The sequence below is a fragment of the Ruegeria sp. BHSB058 genome, from assembly GCF_059613285.1.
In genome coordinates this window covers 1-11,371 of sequence record NZ_JBXWSF010000103.1, presented here as the reverse complement: position 1 = coordinate 11,371, position 11,371 = coordinate 1, and the positions used below count along the sequence as shown (strand labels likewise).

Genomic DNA, 11,371 nt, shown 5'->3' with positions numbered 1-11,371 from the left:
GTCCAGCACGAGATCGATCATTTGGATGGCAAGCTGTTCATCGACTACCTCAAGCCGCTCAAGCGCCAGATGATCACCCGCAAGATGCAGAAGCTGAAGCGCGAGAAGGCCCGCGCGTGAGCGTCCTGCCGATCCTGACATGGCCCGACCCCCGACTGTCGCAGAAATGCGACCCGGTCGAAACCATCGTGCCGCAGGATCTGATCCGGTCCATGTTCGACACCATGTATGCCGCGCAGGGCCGTGGGCTGGCCGCGCCGCAGGTCGGGGTGATGCAACGGTTCTTTGTCATGGATTGCGGCTGGAAAGAGGGAGAGCCCGCGCCACTGGCAATGATCAATCCCGTCATCATGGCCGCCGAGCGTATCCCCGTGGTGATGGAAGAGGCCTGCCTGTCGATCCCCGGCATTGCGGTTGCGGTCGAAAGGCCAAAGGCTGTCACCGTGCAGTGGACCGCCCCCGAAGGCGATATCCACATGGCCGATTTCGACGGGTTTGAGGCGCGCTGCATCCAGCACGAGTTCGACCATCTGAACGGCACGGTCACGCTCGACCACCTAACCGGCGCGGACCGCGCGCGCGTCGAGGCCGAATACCTGGAGAAACATCAATGACCGTACGCCCCTGCCTGCCCTGGCCCGACAAGCGCCTGCGCAGCAAGGCCGCCGAAGTGCCCGAGATCACCGACGAGATCCGCGCGATCTGGGACGACATGATCGACACGATGGAGGCGATGCCGGGCGTCGGCCTTGCCGCGCCGCAGATCGGGGTGATGCTGCGACTGGCGGTGGTGGATGGTTCGGCCGAGCGGGGCCGGGCGGTGCGCCTTGCAAATCCGGAAATCCTGCACCGCTCGATCGAGCTGCGCGAGCATGAAGAGGCCAGCCCGAACCTGCCCGGCGTCGCGGCTACGATCAAGCGGCCCCGCGCCGTGACGGTCAAATACCTCAATGAACATGGCATCGTCGACCGCCGCGACTTCGTCGGCATCGAGGCGACCAGCGTGCAGCACCAGATCGACCATCTGAATGGCCGGATGTATTTCGACAACCTCAGCAAGGTCAAACGTGACATGCTGTTGCGCAAGGCGCGCAAACAAACCTAACGCCCGTAGGCCGGGCTTCAGCCCGGCACCCCGCCACAACCCCGGAGCAGATCATGCGCGTCATCTTCATGGGCACTCCCGATTTCTCTGTCCCGGTGCTCGACGCGCTGGTTGGTGCCGGTCACGACATCGCCGCCGTCTACTGCCAGCCCCCGCGCCCCGCCGGGCGCGGCAAGAAAGACCGCCCCACGCCGGTTCATGCCCGCGCCGAGGCGCTGGGCCTTGAGGTGCGTCACCCGGTTTCCCTCAAATCGCCCGACGAACAGGCCGCCTTTGCCGCGCTTCAGGCCGACGTGGCCGTCGTGGTGGCCTACGGCCTGATCCTGCCGCAAGCCATTCTGGATGCCCCCGCGCGGGGGTGCCTCAATATCCATGCCAGCCTGTTGCCGCGTTGGCGCGGGGCCGCGCCGATCCACCGGGCAATCATGGCCGGGGATGCCGAAACCGGCGTCTGCATCATGCAGATGGAGGCGGGGCTGGACACCGGCCCGGTGCTGCTGCGCAAGGCCACACCCATCGGCGCAGAGGAAACCACCGCCGAACTGCACGACCGCCTGTCGGCCATGGGTGCATCTCTGATCGTCGAGACATTGGCCCGCTTGCCCGAACTCGCCCCCGCCCCGCAACCGGATGCGGGCGTCACTTATGCCGCCAAGATCGACAAGGCCGAGGCACGGGTGGACTGGACCCGGCCCGCCGCCGAGATCGACCGTCAGATCAGGGGCCTGTCGCCGTTCCCCGGAGCCTGGACCGAAATCGAAGGCGAACGGGTCAAACTGCTGGCCTCGCGGCTGGCGCAGGGGCAGGGGGAACCGGGCGAGGTTCTCAACGACACCCTGCGCGTGGCCTGCGGGTCCGGCGCGGTCGATCTGCTGCGCTTGCAAAGAGCGGGCAAAGGCGCGCAGGATAATAAGACGTTCCTGCGCGGTTTCCCGGTTGGCGCGGGAACCCGGCTTTAGACGGAGGGCGCCCGCATGTTCATGATCCTGATGGGAACGGTCATCATTGCCGGGATCGTCGGATACCTGTCCGAGGCGACCGGCTTTACCCGCAACGGCTATGTGCAATCCATCATCATCTGTGTCGGCGGCGCGTTCATCTTCCATTTCTTCCGCATAATGTTCGGGATCGGCTTCGGCTCTCCGGGCCTGAACGCGGTGATTTCGTCCATAGGCGCGCTGATCATCGTGCCCACGCACTGGAGGAAATGACATGCCCGTCGTCGCCCTGATCGTCATCGGTGCCGCCGCCGGATTTCTCGCTACCCGCCTGATGCGGATCGAGGCCGACATTCCCACCACCATGGCCATCGGCATCGTCGGCGCGCTGCTCGGCGGCTTTGTCCTGCGCGGGCTTGCGACGATGATGGGCTGGCTTTCGGGCTTCGTCGGCGCGCTGCTGGGGGCCTTGCTGGTAATCTGGATCTGGCAAAAATACTTCCGCCGATAATCTGTGTGACCAGCATCCTTTGAGGCGGGCCAATTCTCGGATAAACTGTCCGTGACGTGTAACCCGAGGTGCCGATGAAGTTTCTGGCGGCCATTCTGATTATTCTGATCCTGCCGGTCTGCGCATGGGCCGACCGGGTGGCGCTGGTAATCGGAAACTCCGACTATCAGGCGGTCGCGCCGCTGGACAATCCCCGCAATGATTCCGCCGCCGTCTCTGTCCTGCTCGAAGATCAGGGGTTCGAGGTCGTCCGCGCCGACAACCTCAACCGCGTGCAGATGCGCGAAACGCTGCGCAATTTCCGCGCGATGGCGGATCGTTCGGAAATCGCCATGGTCTATTACGCCGGGCACGGGATCGAGATCGGCGGCACCAACTATCTGATGCCGGTCGATGCCCGCCTCGAAGATGTGCGCGACGCCGGTCTGGAAATGGTCGAGATGGATCTGATCCTGCGCCAGATCTCGGGCGCACGGCGGATGAAGATGGTGGTGCTCGACGCGTGCCGCAACAACCCCTTCCTGGCCCGCATGAAACAGCAGGGCGGCACCCGCAGCGCCCGGCAGGGTCTCGCGGATGTCCAGACCAACGAATCCGACACGCTGATCGCCTACGCCGCCGCCGCTGGTGAAATCACGCCCGACGGACGAACCGGCGGCAACTCGCCCTTCACCGCCGCCTTCCTTGATGCGATGGCGGGGCCGCCGACGGATGTGCGCCAACTGCTGGGCCGTGTCCGCGACAGCATGCGCCAATCGGTGCCGGGGGCCGCGCCCTTCGTCTATTCCTCGCTCGGCGGCGGCGAATACGTGATCAACCCCGAAAGCGGCACGGGCCGGGCCGCGCCAGAACCACAACCAAGCGTGCCACCGCCCCCGACAGCGTCGATCTCGCAAGACTTCATCGAGGCCGACCGCGCGGGAAGTTTCGAAGCCTGGGATGCCTTCCTCATCAAGTTCGAGGATCAAAGCACGCATCCCCTCTATGCTTTCGCCCTGGAAAAACGCGAAGAACTCAGGCCTGCCAATCGTACGGCGATTTCTTCCGATGCCACCGCACCGGCGCCCCGATCCGAAGTGATCGCCGCGCTGCCCGCCACCGAAGAACCGCAAACGCCGGCTTTGGCCAACCCGGAACCCGCAGCCGAACCGGAACCGGAGGCCGCGCAGAACCCAGAACACGAGGTGGAACCGGAACCCGAGATGACCCTTGAAGAAGCGACGCGGCTGGCGCAGACGCGGTTGAAGGAAAGGGGATGTTACCTTGGGGCCATTGACGGCGATTTCGGGCGACGCTCACAGGCGGCTACGGCGGCGTTTCTCAAACAGGCGGGGATGCCTCTGACCGACAGGTATCAGGACGGCGTGCGCGGGTATCAAGAACTTGTCGCCGCGATCGAGGCCAAGCCGGGAATTGCCTGCCCCAAGGTGGCCCGTACATCGACACCGACCCGCACGACCAAGCCCAGGACACAGACGACCACACAGCGCACGACCCAGGCTGCCAAACCCGCCCAGACGGACGACAGTGATACAAACGAGGTCACAGGGGTTCCCGGATTCGTCACACGCAAGGACGCCACCAAGATGGTGCCCATCCGGCCATCCGACTGTATCGGCGGGCGCAAGAAATTCTATGACTGCGACTGAGCGGGCTTCTTGAACGGCTTCATGCCCGCGCGCGCCAGTTCATCGGCGCGCTCGTTTTCCGGATGTCCCGCATGGCCCTTGACCCATTCCCAGGTCACCTGATGACGGGCCTGCGCCTCGTCCAGCCGTTGCCACAGCTCGACATTCTTGACCGGCTTCTTGTTTGACGTGCGCCAGCCGTTTTTCTTCCACCCGAATATCCAGCCGGTGACCCCGTTCTTGACATAGGCGCTATCGGTCACGACGGTGATTTGCGTGGGCCGCTCCAGCGTTTCCAGTGCGTTGATCGCGGCCAGCAGTTCCATCCGGTTGTTGGTGGTTTCTGCCTCGCCACCGCTCAGCTCGCGCTCCTTCAGGATACGCTCGCCGTCAACTGCGCGCAGCAGCACGCCCCAGCCCCCCGGGCCGGGATTGCCGGAGCACGCCCCGTCCGTATAGGCAAACAATTCAGGCATGAGCAGTGATTGCAATCCATTCCTCGACACGACCCGAAAACCCCGCGTCGGCCCCGGTCACATGCGAATGGACGGAAAAGCCCGCCTTGGCAAGCAGGTCTTCCAACTCGGACCGCTCATAGTAGGCATAGAACCGGCCAAACTCGTCCACCTTCTCGCCTTGCCCCAGCTTCAGCACCAGATGCAGCCGCGCACCGGAACGCGCGGCCCGGTGCAGCGCCGCGAGATGCAGGGGTAACTTGGCCTTGGGCGCGTGCAACAGTGAAAAACTCGCCCAGATCCCGTCATAGATATCGACCCCGGCGATGTCGTCAAACACCTCCTGCCGCGCTTCGACACCCGGGTTTCGGGCCGCAAGCCGCACCATTTCGGCTGATCCGTCGGTCGCCGTCACGCGCAACCCCGCTTGGGCCATCATTGCCGCCGCATGGCCGGGACCGCAGCCCAGATCCAGCACATGCGCCCCCGCCGGTATCGCGGCGATGAAAGCGTCCAGACAGGGGTCGTTCCAGTCACTGACCATGTCCAGATAGGCCTGGCTTTTCGCGTCATAGACGGACAGGGTTCGGTCTTTGGTCATCGCGGCCCCCTTTCCTAAGCGCGCAACACGCGCGGAACCTTGAATTCGACACTCTCGGTGGCGGTTTCGACAATCTCGACCGTGACGGCATAGCGGTCCTGAAAGGCGTCGATCACCTCGTTGATCAGCTCCTCCGGCGCCGAGGCCCCGGCGGTGATGCCGACCGAGGCGATACCGTCCAGCGCCCGCCAGTCGATATCCGTGGCGCGCTGCACCAGCTGCGCATAGCGGCACCCGGCCTTCGAGGCGACCTCGACCAGACGGCGCGAATTGGACGAATTCGGCGCCCCCACGACCAGCAGCGCATCCGATTTCGGCGCGATGGCCTTGACCGCCTCCTGCCGGTTGGTAGTGGCGTAACAGATGTCTTCCTTGTGCGGCCCGACAATGGCGGGAAACCGCGCCTGCAGGGCCGCCACGATATCCTTGGTATCATCGACCGACAGGGTGGTCTGGGTGACAAAGGCCAGCCGTTCGGGATCGCGCACCGCAACCCGGTCCACATCCGCGACCGTTTCCACCAGCAGAACTTCGCCCTCGGGCAGCTGTCCCATGGTACCGACCGTCTCGGGATGACCCTTGTGGCCGATCATGATCATCTGCAACCCGGCCTCGGCATGGCGCTGCGCCTCGATATGCACCTTGGACACCAGCGGGCAGGTGGCATCGACATAAACCATGTTGCGCCGCTCGGCATCCGCGGGCACCGATTTCGGCACCCCATGCGCCGAAAAGATCACCGGGCGGTCGTCGGGACATTCTTCCAGTTCCTCGACAAACACCGCACCCTTTTCGCGCAGCCCGTCCACGACATACTTGTTGTGCACGATCTCGTGGCGCACATAGACCGGCGCGCCCCATTTCTCCAATGCCATCTCGACGATCTTGATGGCCCGGTCCACGCCCGCGCAAAATCCGCGCGGCGCGGCCAGATACAGGGAAAGCGGCGGTCTGGTCATGGTCGTCATCTCCTTGCCGCCGACACGTAGGAGATTTCGCCGGATACGACAAGTGACCAAGGTTTTGTCATCCTGCCGTCATCTTTGCGCGCTAGAACATGACTCGTTTCAGTACGAGTCATATTTAAAGCGACGCGGCCAGGCTCATCCGAACCTGGCCGCGCTTTTCCCTGACCGAACCCCCTGAATTCAGCCGATCGTGTGTCGCTCAGCGACCGCCTGCCGCGGCATAGTTCCGATCCTCGGCCGGAATGTCGCGCGGCGGGCGTCCGATCACGTCGCGCAGCTCTTCCAGCTCGATGAAGTTGTCGGCCTGGCGGCGCAGCTCGTCCGAGATCATCGGCGGCTGGCTGCGGATGGTCGACACCACCGAGACCCGCACGCCCTGGCGTTGCAGGCTGGCAATCAGCGGGCGGAAATCGCCATCGCCCGAGAACAGCACGATATGATCCACGCGCGGCGCCAGTTCCATGGCATCCACGGTCAGTTCGATATCCATGTTCCCCTTGACCTTGCGGCGGCCCATGCTGTCGGTGTATTCCTTCGCCGGTTTCGTGACCATGGTGAAACCGTTGTAATGCAGCCAGTCCACCAGCGGTCTGATCGGAGAATACTCATCGTTTTCAAGCAGCGCTGTATAGTAGAACGCCCTCAGAAGTTTCCCACGACGCATGAACTCCTGACGGAGCAATTTGTAGTCGATGTCAAATCCCAGAGCTTTTGCGGCGGCATATAGATTCGAGCCGTCGATGAACAGCGCTAGCCGTTCGTCTTTATAAAACATTAACTTTTTCCCTTCCGGTGCACCCTTTTCGCCGAGTATTTGCGTGAGTGAGTGGTGAGTGATCGGCGAAATGGTGGTCTTAATGTAAGAATTTTGCGACTTATCGCAAGCATTCTGTGGGTCGAATATGGAGTATTTGATGAACAATAGCAGACAAGAAACCGTTATTGCACTGGGGGCGAACCTCAATTTCGACGGCTCCGACCCGCAGACGACCCTGCAACTTGCGCTGGACGTGCTTGCCGACGAAGGGGCGACGATTCGCGCCGCCAGCCGATTCTATGCCACGCCCTGCTTTCCGGCGGGGGCCGGACCCGATTACGTGAACGCGGCGGCGCTGCTGGAGACAGACCTTGCGCCCGAAGGATTGCTTGATCTTCTGCACCGCGTGGAACACCGCTTTGGGCGGGCACGCGAACAGCGCTGGGGCATGCGCACGCTCGACCTCGACATCGTCTGTTGGCAGGACAGTGTGCTGCCCGACGCGCGGGAATATGACCGCTGGTTCAACCTGCCACCCGAAGATCAGGTCAGGGTCGCGCCCGAACAGCTGATTCTGCCCCATCCCCGCCTTCAGGACCGGGCCTTTGTCCTGGTGCCGATGGCCGATGTGGCCCCTGGCTGGCGGCATCCGGTTCTGGGCCGGACCGTCACAGAAATGCTGGCGGACCTGCCTCGGGGCGACGTGGCGGCGGTCAGACCGCTCTGATTGCCGATTTGTTGGTATTTCGCGCTTGTCAAGCCGGGGATTCCGCCTTAGATAAGCCCCTTCCTGACACGGTTTCTGATTGGAGAGTGCCTCATGGCCCGCGTGACGGTAGAAGACTGCGTAGACAAGGTTCCGAACCGGTTCGAGCTGGTGATGCTCGCCGCCCATCGCGCGCGCGAAATTTCCGCCGGCGCCGGGATCACCGTGGACCGTGACAACGACAAGAATCCCGTTGTGTCCCTGCGCGAAATCGCCGACGAAACCCAGACGGCCGACGAACTGCGTGAACGCCTGATCGAAGCCAACCAGACCCAGATCGAGGTCGACGAGCCCGAAGAGGACCAGATGGCCCTGCTGATGGGTGCCGAATCGGACAAGCCCGCCGCTGACGACATGTCCGAAGAAAAGCTCCTGCGCGCCCTCATGGAGGCTCAGGGCCAGGGGTAACCCGGATACGGGAAGGTGCGGACCGGATGATTTCTGCTGAAGACCTGATTGCGCTGGTCCGCAATTACAATCCAAAAACCAATTCCGATCGCCTAAAACGGGCCTACGAGTTCGGCGACAAGATGCACGAGGGGCAGTTCCGCCACTCGGGCGAGCCCTATTTCACCCATCCGGTCGCCGTTGCCGCCATTCTGACCGAACAGCGTCTGGATGACGCCACCATCATCACCGCCCTGCTGCATGACACCATCGAGGATACCAAGGCCAGCTATGGCCAGGTGGCCGAGATGTTCGGGGATGAGGTCGCCAAGCTGGTCGATGGCGTCACCAAGCTGACCAACCTGCAACTGTCCAGCCACGAAACAAAACAGGCGGAAAACTTCCGCAAACTGTTCATGGCCATGTCCAAGGACCTGCGGGTCATTCTGGTCAAGCTGGCCGACCGTCTGCACAACATGCGCACCATCAAGGCGATGCGCCCGGAAAAACAGGTGGTCAAGGCGCGCGAGACGATGGATATCTACGCGCCGCTGGCAGGCCGGATGGGCATGCAATGGATGCGCGAGGAACTCGAAGACCTCGCTTTCCGTGTCCTGAATCCCGAAGGCCGCCAGTCCATCATCCGTCGCTTCATCACCCTGCAACGTGAAACCGGCGACGTGATCCATCGCATCACCGGTGACATGCGGCACGAGCTGGAAAAGGCGGGCATCGAGGCCGAGGTGTTCGGCCGCGCCAAGAAACCCTATTCGATCTGGCGCAAGATGCAGGAAAAGGATCAGGGCTTCTCGCGTCTGTCCGATATCTACGGGTTCCGCATCATCACCCAGACCGAGGAAGACTGCTATCGCACGCTGGGCGCGATCCACCAGCGCTGGCGGGCGGTGCCGGGGCGGTTCAAGGATTACATCAGCCAGCCGAAATCGAACGGCTATCGCTCGATCCACACCACCGTGTCGGGCCGCGACGGCAAACGGGTCGAGGTTCAGATCCGCACCCGCCAGATGCATGACGTGGCCGAAACCGGTGTTGCGGCCCACTGGTCGTACCGCGACGGCGTGCGCTCGGAAAACCCCTTTGCGGTGGACCCGGCCAAGTGGATTTCCAGCCTGACCGAACAGTTCGACACCGAAGAGGATCACGAGGATTTCCTCGAAGCCGTCAAGCTCGAGATGTATTCCGACCAGGTGTTCTGCTTTACCCCCAAGGGCGACGTGGTGAAACTGCCGCGCGGGGCGACACCCATCGACTTTGCCTATGCCATCCACACCCGCATCGGCCACGCCTGCGTCGGCGCCAAGGTCGACGGCATCCGGGTGCCGCTCTGGACCCGGCTCAAGAACGGTCAGTCGGTCGATATCATCACCGCCGACGGCCAGACGCCTCAGGTCACCTGGCTGGAAATCGCGGTGACCGGCAAGGCCCGCACCGCCATCCGCCGCGCCCTGCGCGAGGTGGACCGCGAACGCTTTGTCAAACTCGGCCACGAACTGGCGCGCGCCGCCTTTGAACATGTCGGGCGCAAGGCCACCGACAAGGTTCTGGATACCGCTGCCAGGCATCTGCGCCTCAAGGACCGCAGCGAATTGCTGGCCCGCCTTGGCAGCGCCGAGCTGACCGCGCATGACGTGATCGAGGCGGTCTATCCCGAACTCACCCGCGACGAGGGCGAAACCATCCCTCTGCGGCGCGCGGTGATCGGCCTGGAAGCGGGGCAAAGCTTCGAACGCGCGCCCTGCTGCCAGCCGCTGCCGGGCGAACGCATCGTCGGCATCACCTATCGCGGCAAGGGCGTGGTCGTGCACGCCATCGACTGCACGCGGCTGAGCGAATACGAAAACCAGCCCGAGCGCTGGGTCGACCTGCACTGGCATTCCGGCACCCACCCGGCGGTTTACGGCGCCACGCTCGACCTGACCATCGGCAACGATGCCGGCGTGCTGGGACGTATTTGCACATTGATCGGCGAGAAAAAGGCCAATATCTCAAACCTTGAATTCGTGGATCGGAAACCGGACTTTTACCGCCTGCTGATCAACGTCGAACTGCGCGATGTCGAACAGTTGCATTCGTTGATGCTGACGCTCGAAGCGGAAAGCGACGTGGCGGCGGTCGAACGGTTCCGCGATTCCGATCTGGCAGCGGCGGAAACGGACTAAGAGAGGACGGTCAGGAGTGGTTTTCAAGCGCCGAGATCGCCGCTCTCCCGTCCAGATCGCATCGGAGTTCGTCTACCCGCGCGGCGGCTGGACCCGCGCCTTTCACTACGTCAAGCACCGCATCCGTCGCTTGCCGGATTCGCCCGAGCGCATCGCGCGCGGCGTCGGCGCCGGGGTCTTCGCCTCGTTCACGCCGTTCTACGGGATGCACTTCGTCATCGCCGCCGTGGTGGCCCGGATGATCAACGGCAATTTTCTGGCCTCGCTCAGCGGCACCTTCTTTGGCAACCCGCTCACTTATGTCCCGATTGGCGTGGTCAGCCTGCAGACCGGCCATTTCCTTCTGGGCACCAAATTCGAAAAGGGGCAAACTCAGGGGCTTATGGGCAAGTTCGCCAACGCCATGGCGGATCTCAAGGACAACTTCATCGCGCTCTTCACCGACCGCGATGCCGACTGGCACGGGCTGGGCGTGTTCTATGACGAGGTGTTCTTCCCCTACATGATCGGTGGCATCCTGCCCGGCATCATTGCCGGTGTCGTCTGCTATTATCTCAGCCTGCCATTGGTGCGCACCTATCAGCAGCGCCGCCGCACCAAGATCAAAAAGAAATTCGACCAAATCAAACGTTTGGCCCAGGTAAGGGCTGACGCGGTGCCGTCAAAGCCTCTAGGCTCGGCCACAGGGCAGGAAAAGGATTCTAACGATGTCTGACACCCATCTGCGTCTCGGCGTGAATATCGACCACGTGGCCACTGTGCGCAATGCGCGCGGCGGGGCCTATCCCGACCCGCTGCGCGCCGCCAGGCTGGCCGAAGAAGCGGGCGCCGACGGCATTACCGCGCACCTGCGCGAAGATCGCCGCCACATCTCGGACGCCGATATCGACGGGCTGATGGAGGTGCTGTCGGTGCCGCTCAACTTCGAGATGGCCGCGACCGACGAGATGCAGAAAATCGCCCTGCGCCACAAGCCGCACGCCGTCTGCATCGTCCCCGAAAAGCGCGAGGAACGCACCACCGAAGGCGGGCTCGAAGTCGCGCGCGAGGAAAACAAACTGGCCCACTTCATCGC

The 11,371-nt window shown here is 63.1% G+C and carries 16 protein-coding genes; 12 read left to right on the top strand and 4 right to left on the bottom strand.

Features of this window, described 5'->3' with window-relative positions; genetic code table 11:
- The 7 genes from AC2FNB_RS18805 to AC2FNB_RS18775 form a co-directional block, all read left to right on the top strand.
- Positions 1-120: peptide deformylase (locus AC2FNB_RS18805; RefSeq protein ID WP_496748382.1), on the top strand; the 120-nt coding region annotated here is incomplete at its 5' end.
- Positions 117-614 (top strand): peptide deformylase, encoded by a 498-nt coding sequence (gene def, locus AC2FNB_RS18800; protein ID WP_496748381.1) that lies wholly within the window; start codon positions 117-119, stop codon positions 612-614. The genes AC2FNB_RS18805 and def (AC2FNB_RS18800), both read left to right, overlap by 4 nt.
- Positions 611-1,105, top strand: a complete 495-nt coding sequence (gene def, locus AC2FNB_RS18795) for a peptide deformylase (RefSeq protein ID WP_480752078.1) — start codon at positions 611-613, stop codon at positions 1,103-1,105. The genes def (AC2FNB_RS18800) and def (AC2FNB_RS18795) overlap by 4 nt, the downstream gene beginning before the upstream one ends.
- A gap of 53 nt (positions 1,106-1,158) precedes the next feature.
- Positions 1,159-2,064 carry a methionyl-tRNA formyltransferase gene (gene fmt, locus AC2FNB_RS18790; RefSeq protein WP_496748380.1) on the top strand — a complete coding sequence of 302 codons (906 nt, stop codon included), beginning with the start codon at positions 1,159-1,161 and terminating at the stop codon, positions 2,062-2,064.
- Positions 2,065-2,079: 15 nt separating this feature from the next.
- Positions 2,080-2,316, top strand: coding sequence for a hypothetical protein (locus tag AC2FNB_RS18785; RefSeq protein WP_480752075.1), 237 nt, complete (start codon positions 2,080-2,082; stop codon positions 2,314-2,316).
- A 1-nt stretch (position 2,317) separates the two neighbouring features.
- Positions 2,318-2,554, top strand: a complete 237-nt coding sequence (locus tag AC2FNB_RS18780) for a GlsB/YeaQ/YmgE family stress response membrane protein (protein WP_480752074.1) — start codon at positions 2,318-2,320, stop codon at positions 2,552-2,554.
- Positions 2,555-2,628: 74 nt separating this feature from the next.
- On the top strand, positions 2,629-4,203 hold the full coding sequence (locus AC2FNB_RS18775) for a caspase family protein (RefSeq protein ID WP_496748379.1): 1,575 nt from the start codon (positions 2,629-2,631) through the stop codon (positions 4,201-4,203).
- Here the strand turns inward: AC2FNB_RS18775 and rnhA are convergent.
- The 4 genes from rnhA to AC2FNB_RS18755 form a co-directional block, all read right to left on the bottom strand.
- A complete protein-coding gene (rnhA, locus tag AC2FNB_RS18770) occupies positions 4,188-4,658 on the bottom strand; it encodes a ribonuclease HI (RefSeq protein WP_480752070.1) in 471 nt (156 codons plus the stop codon). The two genes, AC2FNB_RS18775 and rnhA, sit on opposite strands and share 16 nt — an antisense overlap.
- A complete protein-coding gene (locus AC2FNB_RS18765; protein WP_480752069.1) occupies positions 4,651-5,238 on the bottom strand; it encodes a class I SAM-dependent DNA methyltransferase in 588 nt (195 codons plus the stop codon). The genes rnhA and AC2FNB_RS18765 overlap by 8 nt, the downstream gene beginning before the upstream one ends.
- 14 nt (positions 5,239-5,252) lie before the next feature.
- A complete protein-coding gene (gene ispH / locus AC2FNB_RS18760) occupies positions 5,253-6,197 on the bottom strand; it encodes a 4-hydroxy-3-methylbut-2-enyl diphosphate reductase (protein WP_496748378.1) in 945 nt (314 codons plus the stop codon).
- A 208-nt stretch (positions 6,198-6,405) separates the two neighbouring features.
- Positions 6,406-6,981, bottom strand: a complete 576-nt coding sequence (locus tag AC2FNB_RS18755; protein WP_480752066.1) for a LabA-like NYN domain-containing protein — start codon at positions 6,979-6,981, stop codon at positions 6,406-6,408.
- A 139-nt stretch (positions 6,982-7,120) separates the two neighbouring features.
- On the opposite strand from AC2FNB_RS18755, the gene folK reads away from it, so the two are divergent.
- The 5 genes from folK to AC2FNB_RS18730 all read left to right on the top strand — a co-directional run.
- Positions 7,121-7,690: a 2-amino-4-hydroxy-6-hydroxymethyldihydropteridine diphosphokinase gene (folK, locus tag AC2FNB_RS18750; protein WP_496748377.1), complete on the top strand. Its 570-nt coding sequence runs from the start codon at positions 7,121-7,123 to the stop codon at positions 7,688-7,690.
- Between the two features lie 93 nt (positions 7,691-7,783).
- Positions 7,784-8,137, top strand: coding sequence for a DNA-directed RNA polymerase subunit omega (gene rpoZ, locus AC2FNB_RS18745; protein ID WP_480752063.1), 354 nt, complete (start codon positions 7,784-7,786; stop codon positions 8,135-8,137).
- 26 nt (positions 8,138-8,163) lie between these two features.
- On the top strand, positions 8,164-10,296 hold the full coding sequence (locus tag AC2FNB_RS18740; protein ID WP_496748376.1) for a RelA/SpoT family protein: 2,133 nt from the start codon (positions 8,164-8,166) through the stop codon (positions 10,294-10,296).
- A 16-nt stretch (positions 10,297-10,312) separates the two neighbouring features.
- A complete protein-coding gene (locus tag AC2FNB_RS18735) occupies positions 10,313-11,011 on the top strand; it encodes a DUF2062 domain-containing protein (RefSeq protein ID WP_496748375.1) in 699 nt (232 codons plus the stop codon).
- Positions 11,004-11,371 (top strand): pyridoxine 5'-phosphate synthase (locus tag AC2FNB_RS18730; protein ID WP_496748374.1); only part of this gene is annotated, 368 nt, incomplete at its 3' end. The genes AC2FNB_RS18735 and AC2FNB_RS18730, both read left to right, overlap by 8 nt.

Excerpts from the sequence above, each read along its gene's own strand:
- def (WP_480752078.1), top strand. The coding sequence starts at position 611 with ATGACCGTACGCCCCTGCCTGCCCTGGCCCGACAAGCGCCTGCGCAGC.
- fmt (WP_496748380.1), top strand. The coding sequence starts at position 1,159 with ATGCGCGTCATCTTCATGGGCACTCCCGATTTCTCTGTCCCGGTGCTC.
- AC2FNB_RS18785 (WP_480752075.1), top strand. The coding sequence starts at position 2,080 with ATGTTCATGATCCTGATGGGAACGGTCATCATTGCCGGGATCGTCGGA.
- AC2FNB_RS18780 (WP_480752074.1), top strand. The coding sequence starts at position 2,318 with ATGCCCGTCGTCGCCCTGATCGTCATCGGTGCCGCCGCCGGATTTCTC.
- AC2FNB_RS18775 (WP_496748379.1), top strand. The coding sequence starts at position 2,629 with ATGAAGTTTCTGGCGGCCATTCTGATTATTCTGATCCTGCCGGTCTGC.
- rnhA (WP_480752070.1), bottom strand. The coding sequence starts at position 4,658 with ATGCCTGAATTGTTTGCCTATACGGACGGGGCGTGCTCCGGCAATCCC.
- AC2FNB_RS18765 (WP_480752069.1), bottom strand. The coding sequence starts at position 5,238 with ATGACCAAAGACCGAACCCTGTCCGTCTATGACGCGAAAAGCCAGGCC.
- ispH (WP_496748378.1), bottom strand. The coding sequence starts at position 6,197 with ATGACCAGACCGCCGCTTTCCCTGTATCTGGCCGCGCCGCGCGGATTT.
- AC2FNB_RS18755 (WP_480752066.1), bottom strand. The coding sequence starts at position 6,981 with ATGTTTTATAAAGACGAACGGCTAGCGCTGTTCATCGACGGCTCGAAT.
- folK (WP_496748377.1), top strand. The coding sequence starts at position 7,121 with ATGAACAATAGCAGACAAGAAACCGTTATTGCACTGGGGGCGAACCTC.
- rpoZ (WP_480752063.1), top strand. The coding sequence starts at position 7,784 with ATGGCCCGCGTGACGGTAGAAGACTGCGTAGACAAGGTTCCGAACCGG.
- AC2FNB_RS18740 (WP_496748376.1), top strand. The coding sequence starts at position 8,164 with ATGATTTCTGCTGAAGACCTGATTGCGCTGGTCCGCAATTACAATCCA.